The sequence below is a fragment of the Streptomyces sp. NPDC004838 genome (assembly GCF_053600955.1).
Genome location: NZ_JBSGAW010000017.1, coordinates 159,113 through 176,595, shown reverse-complemented (window position 1 = coordinate 176,595; position 17,483 = coordinate 159,113). Strand labels below are relative to the sequence as shown.

19 protein-coding genes and 2 pseudogenes are annotated in these 17,483 nt (G+C 67.9%); 6 read left to right on the top strand and 15 right to left on the bottom strand.

Going from position 1 to position 17,483, the window contains the following annotated elements; all coding sequences use genetic code 11:
* Positions 1 to 251: 251 nt before the first annotated feature.
* The gene (locus ACWEFL_RS20710) at positions 252 to 1,421 is read right to left on the bottom strand and encodes an MAB_1171c family putative transporter (protein WP_451714531.1); all 1,170 of its coding nucleotides are present in this window, start codon (positions 1,419 to 1,421) and stop codon (positions 252 to 254) included.
* Between the two features lie 17 nt (positions 1,422 to 1,438).
* On the bottom strand, positions 1,439 to 1,978 hold the full coding sequence (locus ACWEFL_RS20705; protein ID WP_451714528.1) for a regulator component: 540 nt from the start codon (positions 1,976 to 1,978) through the stop codon (positions 1,439 to 1,441).
* A 229-nt stretch (positions 1,979 to 2,207) separates the two neighbouring features.
* Here ACWEFL_RS20705 and ACWEFL_RS20700 point away from each other — a divergent pair, with 229 nt between their 5' ends.
* The 6 genes from ACWEFL_RS20700 (at position 2,208) to ACWEFL_RS20675 (ending at position 5,978) form a co-directional block, all read left to right on the top strand.
* A complete protein-coding gene (locus tag ACWEFL_RS20700; RefSeq protein ID WP_451714526.1) occupies positions 2,208 to 3,317 on the top strand; it encodes an ISAs1 family transposase in 1,110 nt (369 codons plus the stop codon).
* 219 nt (positions 3,318 to 3,536) lie between these two features.
* Complete coding sequence (locus ACWEFL_RS20695) at positions 3,537 to 3,974, top strand: DNA/RNA non-specific endonuclease (RefSeq protein ID WP_451714523.1); 438 nt, start codon at positions 3,537 to 3,539, stop codon at positions 3,972 to 3,974.
* Between the two features lie 2 nt (positions 3,975 to 3,976).
* Complete coding sequence (locus ACWEFL_RS20690; RefSeq protein ID WP_451714521.1) at positions 3,977 to 4,579, top strand: SMI1/KNR4 family protein; 603 nt, start codon at positions 3,977 to 3,979, stop codon at positions 4,577 to 4,579.
* Between the two features lie 446 nt (positions 4,580 to 5,025).
* Positions 5,026 to 5,238 (top strand): hypothetical protein, encoded by a 213-nt coding sequence (locus ACWEFL_RS20685; RefSeq protein ID WP_451714519.1) that lies wholly within the window; start codon positions 5,026 to 5,028, stop codon positions 5,236 to 5,238.
* A gap of 41 nt (positions 5,239 to 5,279) precedes the next feature.
* A complete protein-coding gene (locus tag ACWEFL_RS20680) occupies positions 5,280 to 5,645 on the top strand; it encodes a hypothetical protein (protein WP_451714517.1) in 366 nt (121 codons plus the stop codon).
* A gap of 81 nt (positions 5,646 to 5,726) precedes the next feature.
* On the top strand, positions 5,727 to 5,978 hold the full coding sequence (locus ACWEFL_RS20675; protein ID WP_451714514.1) for a hypothetical protein: 252 nt from the start codon (positions 5,727 to 5,729) through the stop codon (positions 5,976 to 5,978).
* 182 nt (positions 5,979 to 6,160) lie between these two features.
* Here ACWEFL_RS20675 and ACWEFL_RS20670 read toward each other — a convergent pair whose 3' ends face one another.
* From ACWEFL_RS20670 to ACWEFL_RS20610, 13 genes and pseudogenes are all read right to left on the bottom strand, one after another.
* Positions 6,161 to 7,024 carry a DUF317 domain-containing protein gene (locus tag ACWEFL_RS20670; RefSeq protein WP_451714511.1) on the bottom strand — a complete coding sequence of 288 codons (864 nt, stop codon included), beginning with the start codon at positions 7,022 to 7,024 and terminating at the stop codon, positions 6,161 to 6,163.
* Positions 7,025 to 7,288: 264 nt separating this feature from the next.
* A complete protein-coding gene (locus ACWEFL_RS20665) occupies positions 7,289 to 7,831 on the bottom strand; it encodes a hypothetical protein (RefSeq protein WP_451714509.1) in 543 nt (180 codons plus the stop codon).
* A 22-nt stretch (positions 7,832 to 7,853) separates the two neighbouring features.
* Entirely contained in the window at positions 7,854 to 8,690 is an 837-nt protein-coding gene (locus ACWEFL_RS20660; protein ID WP_451714508.1) for a hypothetical protein, read from the bottom strand.
* Positions 8,687 to 9,355, bottom strand: coding sequence for a hypothetical protein (locus ACWEFL_RS20655; RefSeq protein ID WP_451714505.1), 669 nt, complete (start codon positions 9,353 to 9,355; stop codon positions 8,687 to 8,689). The genes ACWEFL_RS20660 and ACWEFL_RS20655 overlap by 4 nt, the downstream gene beginning before the upstream one ends.
* Positions 9,352 to 9,837, bottom strand: a complete 486-nt coding sequence (locus tag ACWEFL_RS20650; protein ID WP_451714503.1) for a type II toxin-antitoxin system RelE family toxin — start codon at positions 9,835 to 9,837, stop codon at positions 9,352 to 9,354. Before ACWEFL_RS20650 ends, ACWEFL_RS20655 begins: the two co-directional genes overlap by 4 nt.
* Entirely contained in the window at positions 9,834 to 10,604 is a 771-nt protein-coding gene (locus ACWEFL_RS20645; protein WP_451714500.1) for a glycosyl hydrolase, read from the bottom strand. Before ACWEFL_RS20645 ends, ACWEFL_RS20650 begins: the two co-directional genes overlap by 4 nt.
* Positions 10,601 to 11,206 (bottom strand): DUF4913 domain-containing protein, encoded by a 606-nt coding sequence (locus ACWEFL_RS20640; protein ID WP_451714497.1) that lies wholly within the window; start codon positions 11,204 to 11,206, stop codon positions 10,601 to 10,603. Before ACWEFL_RS20640 ends, ACWEFL_RS20645 begins: the two co-directional genes overlap by 4 nt.
* A gap of 154 nt (positions 11,207 to 11,360) precedes the next feature.
* A pseudogene (locus ACWEFL_RS20635) lies at positions 11,361 to 12,266 on the bottom strand (DNA cytosine methyltransferase); the annotation flags it as partial.
* A 121-nt stretch (positions 12,267 to 12,387) separates the two neighbouring features.
* Positions 12,388 to 12,555 (bottom strand): annotated as a pseudogene (locus ACWEFL_RS20630) (DNA cytosine methyltransferase); the annotation flags it as partial.
* A gap of 1 nt (position 12,556) precedes the next feature.
* Positions 12,557 to 13,144 carry a hypothetical protein gene (locus tag ACWEFL_RS20625; protein WP_451714494.1) on the bottom strand — a complete coding sequence of 196 codons (588 nt, stop codon included), beginning with the start codon at positions 13,142 to 13,144 and terminating at the stop codon, positions 12,557 to 12,559.
* Positions 13,145 to 13,195: 51 nt separating this feature from the next.
* Entirely contained in the window at positions 13,196 to 14,347 is a 1,152-nt protein-coding gene (locus ACWEFL_RS20620; RefSeq protein WP_451714552.1) for a DnaB-like helicase N-terminal domain-containing protein, read from the bottom strand.
* A gap of 206 nt (positions 14,348 to 14,553) precedes the next feature.
* On the bottom strand, positions 14,554 to 15,609 hold the full coding sequence (locus tag ACWEFL_RS20615) for a hypothetical protein (protein ID WP_451714492.1): 1,056 nt from the start codon (positions 15,607 to 15,609) through the stop codon (positions 14,554 to 14,556).
* Positions 15,606 to 17,393, bottom strand: a complete 1,788-nt coding sequence (locus tag ACWEFL_RS20610) for a type IV secretory system conjugative DNA transfer family protein (protein WP_451714489.1) — start codon at positions 17,391 to 17,393, stop codon at positions 15,606 to 15,608. Before ACWEFL_RS20610 ends, ACWEFL_RS20615 begins: the two co-directional genes overlap by 4 nt.
* Between the last annotated feature and the right edge of the window lie 90 nt (positions 17,394 to 17,483).

Here is a 17,483-nt window from a genome sequence, read left to right as displayed (position 1 = left end):
CCGCGACGACATCCACGAAGCCTTCCTCAGCCTCGCCTGCGGCATCATCTGCTGGCGACGACTCAAGAACCTCCCACTTTGTTAGGAGTTCTAAGTGCCTGTCTGGCTTCGGCGTACCCGCTGACCAGGTAGTTGACGTGCCCTCCGCTCCGGGTGGGAACGGCTTGGACTGGGCACGCGGACTGCGGGCTCGCGTAGGAGAGAGAAGGATCGCGCGGAGAACGGGAGTCCTGGATCGACTCGTCCATGGATCAGGCTCCGATCGGTTTCGGTTGGCCGTCGGCGGTGAGCGCGACCCGACGGTGGGCGTACGCATCGGAGACCTGAAGCAGCCACAGCGCCTCGGCACGGAGGTCTCCGGCGCGGGAACAGACTTCCTCTGTCGACGGACTGAAGACCTCGCCGACGAGGTGGCCGCTCCGGAGAGCCGTCAGTGCTGCCCTGATGACCACGGCCTCGACGAGGGCGGCACCCTGTTCTGTACCGGCGTCGACGGTCCGCTGAGCAGCTCGTCGTACGTTCGTTGTGCAGTACGGGCGAAGGGCGAGAATGCCGTCATTGATTTCGATGACCCGTCGCTGAAGCAGGAAGTCGGAGTCGCCCGATGCTTCCCTGCCAGCGTCTGCGGCCGACAGCACGATCTCCGGCATGGCGGTCGACAAGTCGTGCCAGAGAGGTCCGAGGGCCTCGAAGGACCGGATCTCCCAGCGACGACGGCGGGCCTGACCGATCGGGTAGACGACGGCGGGCAGCGTGAGGCCGAGGCAGATCAGCGTGACCGCCAGCGCGGGGGAGGTCACGCTGAAGACGCACGGAAAGGAGACCAGGGAAGAGCACGGCGCATGGCGGGAGATCAGGTCCAGGCCCAGACCGAGTGAGATGATCACCGTCGTCTTGTACGCGGTGTAGATCAGCGCGAACAAGCAGCCGACCGCCGCCAGACGTAAGCCGACCCGAACGATGTGCAGGCGGGATGCCTTCGACTGAAGGACGATCTGCCGTAGGAATCCGATGACGGCGAAGCCCAGATAGCCGATGAACAGGAGCAGGTAGAGGGCGTGCACCCGCGGCGAGGGGCGTGTCATCTGTTCGTAGGCGAACAGTGCTGTCATGCCGCAGATCAGGACGGTGAGGACGACGATTTGCGAGCGGATGCGTCGCCGTGCTTCTGCCGCTTCCCTGTTGACTTGGTAGGAGATGGCCAGGACGGAGGTGGCGGCGGTCAGAGAAGCGGAGTTGCTCACCAACCGGGCGGAATGCGGTATGGCTGCCTCCACCGCGCTACTGACCAGGGGCGCGTATGAGAGGAAAGCGAGGGAGAAGGAGGCCAGCAGCGCGCCCACGGCCCAGGTTCCGGTGGGACGAGGGGTGCCTCGACCCAGAACCCAGTAGCCGGCGGACGCCGCGAGTAGACAAGCCATACCGAGAAACAGGGCGTTCACCGTGAGAGGAAGCGACCTTTCTTGACGGGTTGGGCGAAGAGCGCGTCCCAGCTGTCCGACCCATGTTCGGGTTGAGGAGAAGGGGATTCACGTTGGCGGTAGATGCGCCGACGAATGACGGTAGCCATTATTTCCGCTTCGCGTTCGTATTCCGTTGAGTAGCTCGTACGTCCCGACATCCGCATCAACAGAGTGGGATTGACCCCAAGGGCGTGTGCCGTGGAGGCGTCGATCTCCAGGCTTCCGGGATGGTCGCAGTACACGTGGCACAGTTCGTGCGTGAGGATGTGCCGCTGGTGGTGGACCGAAGTTCCCTGCTCATAAAAGATGAGATCCGCCTCGGGTGTCTCCAGGCGGATTCCGCAGGGCGCGTCGATCACCCCGAGCATGCCGACGGGACTCATGATGATGGGCTTACCCCGGAGTTCCGCCATGGTTTCGCACAGTTTCCGGGTGCTGAAGCGGTACGGCAGGCGTAAGCGATCTACCTTCTCTTCACACGATTCGAGAAGCTGGTCGTCTTCGATTTCTGGCATCTGCGAGGAATTTCCCCTCGGCCCTGGCTGCTTTCTGGTTCCTGGCTCCGCACCAGGGGTGTTTCAAAGTCCCGGTGATCATGTGTAGCCGCAGGCCATAGGGATGCAGGACGAGGTCGTCACCTACGCATCGAAGCTCCGGTTGTTCGGAGTGACCGCCAAGTCGCCCTGAACACCTGGAGCTTCGATGTGCCGCCAGTCTGCCACCGTCTGCTTGATCAAATCGCCTTTGCGTCAGCATCGTGTACTACCGTCGCTTGTCGAACGGCTGGCCGTGCTGCCTGATCCGCGTCGGCGGCGCGGGCTGCGTCACCCGTTCGTGGCGGTACTGCTGGTCGCCGCGTGCGCGGTGACGGCCGGCGCCCGGTCCTGGGCGGCGGTCGGTCAGTGGGCCCGGTCGGCACCACAGGACACCCTGGCCCGGCTCGGCGCCCGCACCACCGGACTCCTGGGAGTGCGCATCGCGCCGTCACCGTCCACGATCCGCCGCGTCGTGACCGCCGTGTGTCCGGGCGGTCTGGCAGACCTGACCGGCCAGGACCCGGCCGGCACCGGCACGGTGGCGGTGGACGGCAAGACCGCCCGCGGCTCCCGCCGTCCCGAGGTCCCCGCGGTGCATCTGCCGGCCGCGATGACCGGCCAGGGCCGCACCGTCACCCAGCTTCCCGTTCCCGGCAAGACGAACGAGATCACCTGCTTCACCGCCCTGCTCGCCCCGTTCGACCTGGCCGACGTCGTGGTGACCGCCGACGCCCTGCACACCCAGCGCGAGCACGTGCGCTTCCTGGTCGAGGAGAAGAGGGCCCACTTCCTGCTGCTGGTCAAGGCCAACCAGCCAGCCCTGTTCGCCGCGTTGCGGTCACTGCCGTGGAAGCAGGTCACCGCCCGCCGCTACGACCGCGACAGCGGACACGGCCGCAAAGAGACCCGGGCCACCCGGGCACTGACCGTCACCGGCCTCGGCCTGGACTTCCCCCACGTCATCCAGGCCGCCCGCATCCTGCGGCACCGCGTCGACACCGCGACCGGCAGGTGCACCCGCCAGACCGTCTACGCGATCACCGACCTGCCCCCGGCCGAAGCCTCCCCACAACGGATCGCCCAGCTCGCCAGATCGCAGTGGACCATCGAGAACCGGCTCCACCACGTCCGGGACACCACCTTCGCCGAGGACGCTTCCAAGATCCGCACCGGCCACGGCCCGGCCAACATGGCCACCCTCCGCAACCTCGCGATCAACACCCTCCGTGACGCAGGCCACCGCAACATCGCCGCCGCCCTCCGCGAGGTCTCCTACGAGCCCTTCACCCGCCCACTCAAACTGCTGGGCATCGCCTGACCAGCACCGCAGCAAGACCCCCACGACTATGAATCAGCCCTGGAACCCATGCCCGTCGACACAGCGGGAGGGAAAAACCGCGGACGCACGCGGGATGACGAAAAGTGTGACGACGGTCCGGGCTTCAGCCTCACCGGGCACGCCACGTAATTCCCGCGTGAGCGCTACTACGACACATTTGAGAGCAGCTATCAGTGTCGAGCGACAGGTGTATTCGGGATGCTCGACAAGAGCGACTACAACCCGAAGCCCAAGGCTCCCGGGACGACCACCAATGGTTCGACGCAGCCGCCGGGAATGAGAGAGATCGAGAGTCAAGGGCACGACGCTGCTAACGGTCACTTGATACCCTCAGTGGCCATGGGATCCGGGATCGATCTGCGGAACTTGGTCGCGGAGTACAATAAGACGAACAGTCCATATCTCAACTTTGGTGTGGAAAAAGACATTCGGAATGCCGTCAAGGCGAACAAGCATGTTCAACTATCGATAACTCCACACTATGACAATCAGGGTTCCGGAATCCCGACCAGGCTTGAGTATAATTACTCGATTATCAAGGATAACGTAACCAAGCACTGCGTCATTGAACAGTCTCCGACGGGTGGCACTACAACCGGGACGGAGAACTGTCCGAAGCGGAAGAAGAGGAGTTAGTCGTGGACTACTTGGCCAGAGTTTTCGCGATGCTCGGCGACCGCTCCAGCCGGTCGCCAGCCCCGGGGTCATGGGAGGGTATAGAGCAAGCGCTGGGGTTCAGCCTTCCGGGTGACTATAAAAAGATCATCGACCGCTATGCTCCCGTGCGCCTCAACGCGCATCTCTACCTCCATCATCCGGGAACTGAACGCTGGAACCTGAAGGATTGGGTTCTAAGTACGATCCAGGCATGGTCGGAAGTCGATGAATGGGACGACTTCGACGAGGGGGACGACCCCCGCCTCTTCTTCGGTGCCAGCGAAGTGAGATTCGGCGTCAGGGACGGACTGACTCCTATCTTGAACAGCGACAGAGGAGAGACGATTTTCTTCTCCCCGAGATCGGGGGAAAGGCCTGAGGCGATCTTCGTTGAAGGGGGGGATGGGGACTTTCATCACTATCCGCTCTCTTTCTCCGAATGGCTCTACCGTCATCTGATCGGTGAGCACATGACTGGCCCGGCGGACGGAATCTTCTATGCGGGCCCTGTGAAATTCATCAGCCTGCCAATGGCGTCCGGTGACCCGGAGATCGTCTGGTACGGGCCGGAGCGCGGTATGTGATATTGCTGCCGAGCCGCAGGCAGGTGGAGAGCGGCGACGTGGCGGGACTGCTGCCACCGTGATTCATGGAAACGCACGTGCGCACCGAACGCCACTACTGGTCCGAGGTTGCTATTGATCAGAAACTCATTGCGTTCGCTCGCTGAGGATGTAACGGACGTGAGGGCCGCCGAAGTGTCTGCGAACGATTTGGGGCTGCCGTTGTCGGGAGTGGAAGAACTTGCGGGTTTCGGCCTGGTTCCTGGCCCCGTTGGGTGTGGGGCGGGCTGTTTTCGGGGTCGGTGTTGACCAGCTCGTCCGGGTTCAGCTTGGGTGAGTACGACGGCAGGAGGTGCGGCTCGGTCCGGTTCCTTGTGCTCAGCGAGCCGGATTCGGACGGTCTTCGGGCGGTGGGCCGGTTCCGGTTGGCGGAACCCGATAGAGCAGCTGGAAAGGTAAAAAAGGGCATGAGTGGTGAGCTTCTGCGTCAGTTGGTCGAACTGATGCCGCCGCACGAGGGTGCGGGGGACGAGGTGGACTGGGATCAGGCTGAGCGCGAGCTGGGGATGGCGTATCCGGGTGACTACCGTCGCTTCGTCGACGTTTTCGGTGCGGGGGAATTTGTGGCGGCGTTTCCGTCTCGATTCCGCGTCCGGGAGGGTCGGGGCTGGAGGCGCTGACCGTTCAGAGGCTGCCCGAGCGGACGCTGAACTCGCCGGCGATGGAGGACTCGCAGGACCCGGCCATGGCCGCGCGGTATCGCGTCGAGGACATGCTGGTGTGGGGCGAGACGAGTGGAGCGGATGCTCTGTGCTGGATCACCGTCGGAGAACCCGATGAGTGGCCCGTCGCCGTCTGGGAACGGCATGGCGGGGGCTGGGCCGTTTACGCGTGCGGCATGGTGGAGTTCTTGCTCAAAGTCATCCGCGCCGAGTTCGACCGGTGTCCTTTCAGCGAGATTGTTGTGTGGGGTGATAGGTCGCCGCGATTCCTGCATGAGAGAGAGGAAGAACGGCTCTTCGATACCGGGATCGATCCCTGGACGGGCGAACCCCACCCTTATCCCAATCCCTTCGCAGGGATTTGATCGCTGCCAGCCCCTGGGTGGTCTGCTGAAATGAAGTTCCCCCGTGATCTCGGACATGTTTCCGTCACGCGGCGAGGGGGTGTGAGCTGGCCGGTGGCCGTGGTGAGGCCGGACCTCGTGTCGATGTGGAAGATCTACCACTGCGGCATGGTCGAGTTCCTGCGCCGGGTGTTCACACGCGAGTTCGATGCCAACCCGCTCGGCGACTCGGGCATGTGGGACGCGGGTTCCGGGCGGTTCCTGCACTGGCGCGAGGAGCAGCGCCTCTGGGACGAGGGCATCGATCCCTGGACGGGCGAGCCCGACCCGTACGCCGGTATGACGTTCGACTGACCGGACGTGGTCCCGGTAGGCGGTGGGGCCTTGGGTGCTGAGCCGGCGGGGAATGTGCTGGGAGGCCGTGGCGGGGCGTCGGAGGACGGACCGGTGGCGCGTGGGGACGACAGTGGAGGAGCGGCTCACACGGGGGATTCCTGCTTCCGGGAAGCCAGCGGTGGTGATCGCGGGCTGTTCGGTCAGCGCCGGCGCGGGGTTGGGGCTGCCGGCGGGCCGGCGGTGGTCGACGGTGCGGGCAGGGCCGGACGTTGCTCTTGGGCGTGCGTTGCGTGGGTGGAGCGGGCGGTGGCGGCCTGGGCGCGGTGGATGTCCAGTGGCGTCGGTACTGGGGGTTTGATCGGTGTCGCGGTGGCCTGTGGGGGAAGCCGGCGCACGTCGCCGCCGTAGCGGACGACCGGTGCCGGGTCGGTGACGGCGGCGTTCAACGCGGCCACCAGGACCTCTGGGGTGAGGGAGGAGGCGGTGGCGTACCACTGGTTTCTGGGCGGACCGGCGAGCATGAGCCACTGGTCTTGACGGCGTCCCGTCAACTCCGCCGTGTGGTCGAGCCGAGTGCGGCACATGTGGACCTCGGCCAGACCGTCCGGGGACCGGAAGGAGACGTCGGTTGGCCCGTACCGGTGGCTCCAGCCTGCCGCTGCCAGCGGTGTTCCGGCGTCGAGCATGGTCAGTTCGCTGTTGCCGCAGGAGAGGTAGGAGTCGGGGCCTTCCGCGTAGGCAGCGGCCAGTGCGGTGGTGAAACCGGCGACGATCTCCGTCGGGGCGGTGTTCTGGAAGGTGACCAGCCAGCGGGGCATCGCGAAGGGTTCGGAGTACGCCGTGATCTTCCACAGGGCGTCGTCCTCGCCTTCGGGTAGATATCCCAGGCGGACGGTCTGCTCCGGCGCGTTGACATACACGTTGCCCAGCTCGTCGTCATTCAGCACCCAGCCCGCGTCGAGAAGGGGTTGGAGGGCAGGGTCGCCGGAAAAGGTCGGTCCAGCCAGGTAGCGCGGGGTGACGTTGTACTCGTGCCACCGGTCGCGGGTCGGGTCGTCGGGCACAGCTACTCCGAGGGTCTGGTCAACGGTGGAGTGAGGGTTCGAGTGTGGCCGGTACAGGGGCGCGGGCAGTCGAGTTGAAACCTCGGTCCAGTCCGGAGCCGTCACGATGTGGACGAAACGCGTGGGCTCGGCCTGTCGAGAGACTGGCTCACGGCGATTGGGTGACGGAGACGGCGTACTGCACCGCCTCGCCTCGCCGACGAACTGCTCTCTGACGATGAGGAGTCGGGGAAGCGAGAGAACCGGTGCGTGTGGCGCGACCGGTCAGTGAGGGGCAGCCTCAGCGCGGAGACGCTGGAGCGCAGTGCCGAGGCGGCGGTTGCTGACGGAGACGCCGTGATCGCGCAGGCCCTGGCGCAGGGCATCACGGGTGAGCCGGGGCAGCCCGGCGGCGACCTGACGGGCGATGACCAGTAGCTCCTCGTCAGCGTGGGTGGGCCCGGCGCGCCGGGACGAGTCCGGCCGCGCTGCCGGCTGGTCCAACAGGAGGCGGACATCGAGCAGGTCCCACACCGACTCGGCCTTCGACTGCTCCTGGCGTTCCAAAGCTACGACTTCGGCCGCATACCGTGCCATGAGGTCGCCAAGAGCGGGCTCACCGGAGCGGTGGCGTCGGTATGCCGCTTCGAGGCTGCGGCGGGCGGCACCGACTTCGGCGCTTGTTTTGGTGAGTTCGCCGAGCCGGAGCAGCGTGATGGAGAGAACGGGGTCTCCTGAGCCGACTTGTGCGGCGTCTCGCCGCAGTTCCTCCAGCGATCGGCCGTAGCGATGTTCGACCAGGCGGCGGGTGTACATCGCGGTGGACATGGAGATCGTCCTTTCCGGTGATTCAGCGAGAACGGGAAGTCTTGGCGGCCGTCCTGGCGGGGGAACCGGGGGCGGAGCCGGGGGCCGCGGCACGAGGACCTGCGTCGGGGTGGCTGCGGCTGAGGGCGGCCGATACGCGTGGCGTGATGGATCGGGCTTCCTGCAGGGCTGACTTGCCCTGGAGCGTGAGCGACAGGAGCTGGCCGGGTCGGTACGACGACGTACCGATGTCCATGTGGAGGAGCCCGTCGGCAAGCAGCTGCTCGGCTGTTTCCGTGAGCACCTTCGGTCGGCTGCCGTCTCCGCTGGAGAGGAAGGTGTAGCAGTACTTCGTGTGCTCGTGATAGCGCAGTCCGCCTGCCTCGACCGCTTGGAGCGCGGCAAGCCGGAGGGCGTGGGCGTCCACGACGGCCCGGTCGTGGTCCTGCTCGGTCTCTTGTCCGTGGGCCGGCCGCAGGTTCTCCTCGGGTTCCGCCGAGTTCAGGGATTTGGCTGGGGCGGGCAGAAGGCTCTGGTAGACGGACACGGCCCGGGTGAGCTGCTCATGGGCTGCTCCTCGGCGTGCGACGAGGAGTTCGATCTGGGGACCTGTGGTCCGCAGAATGCCGTACGTACCCCGCATGTCCCCGTGTTCGCCCCGTGCGACGGGCTCAAGGAGTTCAATCGCGGACTGGGCCAGGCGGGTCAGTTCGCCATGCAGCTCGTCTACCTTGCCGGCGGCTTCGGCGACATTCCTGCCGATGAGATCGAGCGGGTCGTGGGCCGGGTTGGCGTCGCTGAGCATCCAAGGGTCTTCAACGCCCAACGCCTCGGAGACCAGATGCGCGCCGGGCCTTCGGGCGGGATCGTGGAGGTTCACTCGGCTGCCTCCATCCTGGCGAGCAGGGAGCGGACCAGGGTGGGCAGGCTGTCGGGACCTTCGCCGGTCCGGACGTGGTCGGCCGCTTCACTGAGGATGTACTGGGCGTCTTTGACCAGGCCGCTGGAGATCTCCGTGCAGGCGTCGGTGATACGCGCGGCAGCGAGCAGCGACCAGGAGTGTGCCTTGAGGTACTCGTCGGAGGTCAGTCCGGTCGCTACGGCGGCGCTGCGGAGGGCCGCGAGTTCCCGGCTGCTGAAGCCGAAGTCGAGTTCTTCATCCTCGTGACTTCGGGACGACAGGGTGGAGATGACCGGATCCGGCGGACCAGTGGGGATGCCGGCGCGGGCACAGATCTGATCGACCGAGGCGGTCAGCTCGGCGAGTGACTCTGTCAGCCAGCCGAGGGCGGCGGCGTAGGAGGCCAGAGTGAACAGGCCGGCGGGCGTGGCCGGGAGAGGTGCATCGAGGAGCCCTTCCAGCCGGTCGGCCAGCTCGCAGACCACCTGGGGACCGGCGGACAGTACGCCGAGGACGGGGTGCAGGTAGTAGCAGCTGGCCGGGGTGGGGTACTCGGCGGTGAGGATCCCGGAGACCTTCTGTGCGGCCTCGGTGAGCAGCCCGGCCAGTTCGGCGCGGGCCACGGGGGAGCGGTCGGTGGTCATCGCATCGCCTTTCGAGGGGCCGCGGGTGCCGCGGGGCTCGCTGCCGCTAGTGCGGATGCCGAATGGGACGGGGCTCGGTCGCCTGCTTGAGGTGAGCGCGACCGGGCTGCCTGGACTCGCGCGTCGGTGACGGGATCGGCATCGGCGGACCGGTTGAGACCGGTGCGGTGGGTACGGAGCTGGGCGGTGCGATAGACCGCGTAGTCCTCCCTCGCGCCAGCCGCCACGAGATAGATCTCGCGTTGATGGGCCGAGGTGGTTGGGGCCGGGCGGAATTGGACGACCATCCGGTAGGAGGCGGCCGGATCGACGTAGACCTTGTGGAAGCCCGCGAGACGGCCGGTCAATGGCAGACAGTCGTCGCTGCCGTGGACCAGGTTCTGTAGCTCCAGCAGGGCCAGATCCCGGATTTCGGCGGGGAGCCGGCGCAGATCCGCGATGGCGTCGGGGTGCGCGGCGAAGGCGAAGCGGGCGTGGCTCACATCGACCTCCGGGAGGTCGTTCCCCGGGGCGCGCTGGTGGACGGTGACGTGCTGGTGCCGAGGCCGGCCAGGGGCTGCACGGCAGGGCTGGCCGAGCGGCTGAGGGCGGCCCCTGTCTGCCGAGTCGCTGCCGCACTTCGGTTCTCGGGAGGATCTGGCAGAGGGCCGCAACGGTTGTCCAGCCACTCCTGGGCGGCTGTCTCATCGGCGAAGGCGCCCTCCCGTACCGTGTAGATGCCGGATTCGAGGTTTCCCTCTTCGAGGAAGACCCGGACCGGGGCTTGAACCGCGCTGGAGTCGCGTACCAGCGTCCACGTCTCGCAAGGGTCGAAGTCCGTGGATCGGGCGTCGAGGATCTCGTATCGGTCACCCGAGGCGTGGATCCGCCCCTCAAGGCTGACCGTGAGGTCGTCGGCGGGCGTCAGGGACTGAGCGCGGACCACGGCGATGGGCTCGGCCGGGCAGCCGCGTTCAACGAGCCAGTTCTGGGCGAAGGCCAGACCGGCGTGACTGGCTGCCTCGAAGGTGTACGTCCGGTTGCCGAAGTCCCAGGTGATCTTGATCGCTACGAGTGGAGGGCGGCCGGGTACACCCCAGACCGATGAGGCGTCGTGAGCGGCGATGTAGCTGGGCGACGCGTTCGCTGCGGTGTTGTACTCGGCCACAACGGTCAAGTCATCTGCGCAGACGCTGTTCTCGGCGAGTTCGGAGGCGTCGTCGGCGGGCTCGAAGCCGTCCAGGTGGAAGTCGAGATCGCCGGTGGTCACTGGACGGCTCCGGTCAGCCCGGGTGCCGGGGTGGCGAGCACACGGTGATTGGGCCGGGTGGGGCTGGTCGTGCAGGCGGCGAACGGACCGTCGGGGGAGCGCAGGTGGACCAGGGTGTGGTCGAGATGATCGCGGTGCCATGTGGCGGGTCCGGACAGACCGGCCTCCGCATCGGTGAGCTGTTGCCACGCGAGCCAGAGCGCGTGCAGCCGGGCAACGGCCTCGGGGTGCTCGTGCCACTGGTCGCACCATGGGCGGGTGGTGCTGATCTCCCGGCCGTACACCGGCAGCAGCAGGTAGTTCACCCAGCCGCTGAGTGCGGCGAGTTCGACGGCGTACGCCTCCCCGCCCAGGGCGAGGATGAACACCGATGTCGGCCGGTCGGCCTGGCCGACGCCGGGGGTCTCGGCGTTTGGGCCGTCCGTGCCGGGCTGATGGGCGTTGTCGTCGGGACCGGGGTCGGTGCTGAGGCGATCGAGGATGACACCGTGCTGGCGAACCTCGGCCATGGTCTTGGCGAGGGTGCTGGCGAGATCGTCGAGATCGCCGTCGGGAATGCGGAACGGCTCGGGATCGGGGGCGGCCTTGCTGGCGTCGGACATGGCGGATCCAGGGGGCAGGTGTGCGGGGGTAGGGGCGGCGTGAGTGGCGGGCTCTTCTGCGGGTCACGGTGGTTCTCCTCCGGGAGTGCGGTACGGGGAGAGGATGCGGAGGATCCGCGATTTGGCGCGGCCGGAAAGAGCCGGTAGTGGAGCGCTATCGCGCGGTGCACCTGGAACAGTGCGGAAACGGCGGTGCCAGCAACTGGAGGGCTCGGGTGGCCTGCTGGGGTACGACGCCGTTGCCGAGGGCCGTGAGCTGGGCCGGTCGGCCGAGTCCTGGTGTGGCGGTCACCCAGCCGGGAGCCAGGCCCTGCATCCATTCCACGAAGTCGGCGCGCAGGCGTCCGCCCGCGTCGGTGGGCGGCGGAGCCGGCCGCGTGAGGCTCTCCCATCGGGCGATGGCGGCGGCGTGCGGACCCCATCGCCCTTCGGGTCCCGGGCTTGTGGATTCGCCTCCGCCCACAGCGGAAGGACGACTGCCGACAGGGGCGGGCGCCAGCCCTTGCCCGGACGGCGGCCAGGGGTGCCCGTATCGCTCGCCCTGGGGGTGGGGAGGAGAGATGCCGCCGCTGAGGGAAGCGTCATGTCGCCGTTGCCGTGTCGCTGGTTGGGTGAGCCTTTGATCCCGTCCGATGCCGTCGGAGTCGGCAGGAGCAGCCACTCCACCTCGTCGGCCAGGCTCGGTCCATGACCGCCGCTCCTCCTCTTCGCGGGATGCTGCGAACCGCCGTTCCTCGCGATGTTGCTCGTCGGTGTCTTCAGCAGGGCTTCCGGAGGGCCAAGCGGCGAGGAAGACCCGCTCCCGCCGGTGAGGGGCCCCGACGTCGGAGGCGCGAAGCACGAGCCATCGAGCGTCGTACCGCAGGTCGGCCAGGGATCCGAGTACGGCACCAAGTGCCCGCAGAGAAGGCTTGGCTGGACCGTCTCCCAGACACCACGGGCAGAGTTCCAGGTCGCCAGGGGAACCGGCGGACGAGGTGAGGAGGCCGCGCACATTCTCGATCACCACCAAGCAGGGACGAAGGGCCTGGATCGCACGGGCGACGTGCAGCCAGAGCCCCGAACGGGTACTGGAGTTGAGCCCGGCACGGCGGCCGGCGACCGAGACGTCTTTGACAGGGGAAGCCGGCGGTCAGGACGCATACCCGGGGAGTACGGGCCCAGTCGACGGCGGCGATATCTCCGAGGTTGGGGACCCCGGGCCAGTGCCGGGCCAGGATGCGCGAGGCGCTGGGGCTGGTCTCGGCGTGCCAGGCCGGGCTGCCGCCGATGGCGGCCTGTACCCCCAGGTCCAGGCCGCCGTATCCCGAGCAGAGCGAGCCGATCAACGGCGGCGGGTGGGTTTCCACGTCAGCGCCCTCGCCTGACGTGGTCGGGGAGAACCGTGGCCGCTGGGCCCACGCCGGGAGGCGGTGGACCGGGCGCGGGCACGGGGGTTGTGGAACGGCTGCGGGCCGCCTGGAGCCGTTCCACAAGTGGCGGCGAGATCGTCACCGAGGCGGCGTACAGGGAGTTGGCCGCGTCGTACAGTGCCGCGTCGGCGGTTTGGAGTGATTCGGCCACGATTTGGACGGCCGCCTCCCTCGCATCCCTGGCGTCGGGCTGGTCTCGTACATGGTCGGTACGGGCGAGGAAAGCGAGTTGATGGGCCACGGTTCCCAAGGCGGAAGCCGCTTCGCCAGCGGGTTGGACGGCGGCGGCGAACTCGGCGATGACCCGTGTGGTGTGCGGTGTCCGCTCCCGGCCGGTCACGAGCGACAGGACCTCGTCGCCCAGTTTGGCGATGAGCGCGCCGAGTTCGGAGATCTGGCGTGAGACGGCGATGGCTTCGGGTGAGCGATGGTGGTCCCCGGGCACGGGCAGTTTGCCGCGGTGGGAGTCGAATGCGGAGGCTGTGGCGCGGAGAGCCAAGGCATCGGAGAGAGGAGTGTCGAGCACGGTGCGCTCCAGAGCTGGGTGCGGACAGGCTGGGTGGATGGGTCGTGCGGTTCAGCCGCGGGCGCGCGAGGGCGGGCGCGGGACCGCTGACGCGGGTGCGGGGCCTTGTGGGGATTCAACGGCTGGTTGCGTTGTGCTGCGAGCGAGGGCCGCATGCATCCGGGCCGTGGGGAACTCGTGCTTCGGCAGCGCTGAGACGGGCTTCGGAACGGGGCCGCCTTGGGCGGACAGCCAGCGGTCGCGCACTGTGCCGAGTGTGTCCAGCGCGTCGAGCGCGTGGCCGATGAGACGTCCTGGGGCCAGGGTCTCCTTCTCCGCCAAAGCGCGGATTGCCCAGGCGGACGCGGCAGCGGTACGGGTGACGGACGAACGTATGACTCGCTCGCCCAGCCACTCGGCGCTGCCGGCGCCGATCCCGTCGCCGATGGCGGTGATCTGCTCCCTGGTCAGCGTGCCATTGGTGAGCAGACCACGCCGTTGGGCTTCCCACGCCACGGTGATCCGGTCGATGGGCTCACCTCGGTGATGGAGAGCTCCCAGACATCGGTAGATGTGGCCGTGGACGGGGTCGGCGAAGTCAGCTGGGCGCAGCCAGCCGACCACCTCGTCCATCGATTCGGGCAGTTCGACCAGAACCCCCAGCAGGAGTCGCTCGTCCCCGGCGTCCTTTCCTGCCCGTACTGGCGGCGGTGCGGTGGAGGACGTCGATGGTGGGCTGTCGGTGATGGCCGGGTGCCGCTCGATGCCCCAGCGTCGGCCGAGGTCGTCCAGGAACTTGGCCAGGACGACCGCACTGCGCAGCGTTCCCTCTACCTGCCCCCGCATGGCGTCGGCGCGAGCGGTCTGATGAAGGTGGACCGCGTGCTCGGCGACAATGCGGCGTATCGCGCTCTCCATCACCATGCGGCCGTAGATTGGAGCGTTGTCGGTGCGAGGGCAGGCCGAGATCAGGGTATGGGCGTACACCGAGGTAATCCCAAGGACGTGGCGGCCGGCTGCCTCGACGGTGTCGTTCACCCACGACAGCGGCACCGCCTGCTCGGTTGTCAGGGCGGGATGGCCATCGGCACGGAGATCGCGCATGGCGGCGAACAGCGCCTGGTGGACCGGGTGGTAGAAGTGACCCGCCGAGAGCCAGTCGAGATGGGTGAGCTGGCGGGGATCGAGGAGCAGGGACCCGAGCAGCGCCCGCTCGGCCTCCAGCGGCGGATTCGCTGCTTCCTCCCGGGGGCGGCGGACGGGGGACCTGCCTTGTTGTGTGGCAGGACCCGGTACGGATTCACCGGCGGCGGTGAGGCGGTCCAAGTCGTTGAGGAGCGTCGGGGCGGCGGAGAGTCCATGGGGGGATGGGCTGAGCGGGGAAGCGGGCGTCGGCACGGCGAACTCCACGAGGGGGAGGACTGCGGCGGTCAGCGGCTGCGGCGAAGAGTCTGGGGTGGTGCTGTCGGCACCACCGTGTTGTGCGGGGATCCCGCCAGGGGACCGGCGGGACGCTGGGACGACACCGCGGTAGCCACCCGGACGCGGGCGCTGTCGGCAGCCTCCCGGCGTGCGGCCGGCTCGCCACGGGCGTGCTCTCGCTGATCCGCGTCCCGGGTGCTCTTCGCGGTGTCGGCGAACCGGCGCCATGCGTACTCGGACCGATCCCGTACCCATGAGTCGGCCTGATCGACCAGCGCGGGAGCCAGCAGGGTGACCTCGTCGGCGGGAACGGAACCGAAGGCGAGCAGCTGCCCGCGTGCGGACCACAGGTCCAGATACCAGTCCTCGCCGACCGGATACGCCTTCACATGTGCGGCGGCGTTCTCCGGCTGGTAGGCCCAGAAACCCCGGAGGTCACTCCAGCCGGGTCCGGCGAACGGCGGCTCGTGCGATGGGGCAGGCGGTGCCAGCGTGGCGCGGTCGGCGACGGTGAACAGGTCGATCAGCGAATCGTCGTGGAGCGCGTTCCTGACCAGGCCGAGGACCTCCTCAACTCGCAGTCCGTCACGGACCTCCAGCATCGCGACGACGTGCCGCAGGGTCCGCAGAGTGTGCCGCGCCCCGTCCGGGTCGACGATGTCCTCGGTGCTTCCCGATTCCTTGAGCGCGGAGCGGACCTGGGCGGCTGATGAGCGAAGGGCTTCGGTCTGCTTCGGTCCCGGGCGGTCGGGAAGCTGCTCTACGCGGTGAAGGAGTTCGTTGAACGGTTGCATGTGCTGGCGTACCGCATTCTGCGCGTAGCGGTCGGCGTGCTCCTTGAACGCGCTGACGGCAGTGGTACGAACGGCGTCGTCATGCTTGCGCAGTGAGGTGAGCAGGCCCATGTAGCGGTCACGGGTGTCGATCTGCTCCCGGAGTACGGACTCGTACCGGGCGTTGAGCAGCTCCAGGTCGGACAGGTCGGCAGTCGGGTCTCCGTACAGCCCGGCTTGTTCGCGCAGCGCTGCCACGCGCTCGGTGGCCGGAGTGTTCCACACGCTCATGTCGCCGCCTCGATTCCGTCACGGACCGGGGACTTGGCGAGGGCGCGTTCGGTGATGGTCTCCGTCGCGCGGGCGGAGGCCGCTCCGATCACCTTGGCGGCGGGTTCCTCGTACCAGGGTTTGAGGTTGAGCATCGCTACGCGGATGCCGGTGGCGAACAGCAGCGCCTTGCCCTTGGGCAGGGCGCGGATGGCGTCGGGTGGCAGGATCCGCTCGGTGCGCATGCTCACCGAGGAGGACTTGCCGCTGTCGGACACGGACACCGATGTGGTCCGCACCTCGTGGTCGCCGATCAGCCGGGAGAGGCGGTCGGCGAAGTCGCTGTCGTCGATGCCCGAGCCGATGACCTTGATGGTCGCCGCGGACCACAACGCGTCCATGCCCGCCTCGCCCCAGCACTTCTGCCCCTGTCGGTAGCTCTGCAGGATGGTCATCGGGATGACGCCCCGGCTGCCCAAGTGTGAATAGAGGTCGGGCAGGTCGGAGATCCGGCACACGTTGGCCGCCTCGTCCAGGACGCACAGGCACGGCGGGTCGAGCCGGCCGCCGGAGCGCTCGGCCACGACGACGGCCGCGCGCATGACCGCGTCGGCGGCTGCCGCGATGATGGCCGAGGCCGAGCCGCCGCCGTCCTTGCTGAGCAGGTAAAGCGTGTCGCGGGAGGTGGCGAACTCGGAGGGCTTGAACTGCCGCAGGTGCCGACTGGGGGTGACCCAGGCCGCGACGTCGGGGTCGAGCAGGCAGCTCGCGTACTGCCGTGCCGTTTCGTAGATGCCGTCACGCGTTTCGGTCGCGCCGGAAACGGTGCCTTGAAGCTGGGCCGCGACCGCCTCGTGGCCGGCGTCGGTCAGCAGGTCGACCGGGGTCCGGTCGGCGGGAGAGGCGAGCCAGGCGAGGACGTCGGTGATCGGGCGCCGGTGGCTGGAAGCTGCCAGGAACAGCGCGCCGAGCGTGTTCGAGGCGGCGGTGGACCAGAAGTCCGAGCCGCTGGACTCGTCCACCGAGGCGGCGACGAAGTGACCCGCCAGACGCTTGGCCCCGGCGAGGTCGCGTGCGTCGGCCAGGATGTCCCACCACATCCGGCGCGGGTGGTGGGCGATCTGCTGCGGGTCGAGAGTCCAGACGGTCCCGGCTTTCGCGCGGGCCTCGATGGTCGCGGTGAAGGCGTCGTTCGCCGCTTTGTTGCTGGTGAGCAGGACCGGACCCGGGGCGGCGAGGATCGCGGGGATCGCCAACCCGCTGGTCTTGCCGCTTCGAGGGGCCATGATCGCGACGATGACGTCCTCCCAGGAGGCCCGTACCGGGGCGCGGCCGGGCGAGAGGGTGCCGATGAGGATCCCGCGGTCGGTGGGGGCGATCTCCGCCGGCTTGAGGTAGGACAGGCTCGGCCGCAGGCTCTTCGCCTTCGCGGAGATCTCCTTGTCCAGCAGCGGGGCCAGGTCGGCCTTGCCGCCGAGGCCCCTCCGGGCTCCGCCGCGCAGCCACAGCCAGAGGGCCAGCCCGGAGGCGGCGAGGCCGACGGAGAGCAGGCCGGGGACGATCCGCGCGCCGATGAGCAGGGAGGGATGGCTGAGATGGGGCCACAGCACCTCGGGGTGCAGCAAGGTGTCGCCAGCCTTGAACGGCACCCAGGGGCCGATGCCGAACAGGAGGTTCGTCAGGTTGCCGGTCAGCCAGGCAAGGGAACCGAAGGCGAGGGCGAGGCCCATGGTTCCGAACAGGAGACAGATGAGCGTGTCGGAGCCGGTGGTGATCGAGGGCGCGCTGGTACGTGGGGCGGGCATGGCACTTCCCAGGGCGAGGACGAAGGCGGGCATGGGGAGGGTGGGGCGTGTGGTGATCGTCTGATCGTCATCGGGACGACTCCTCTTTCT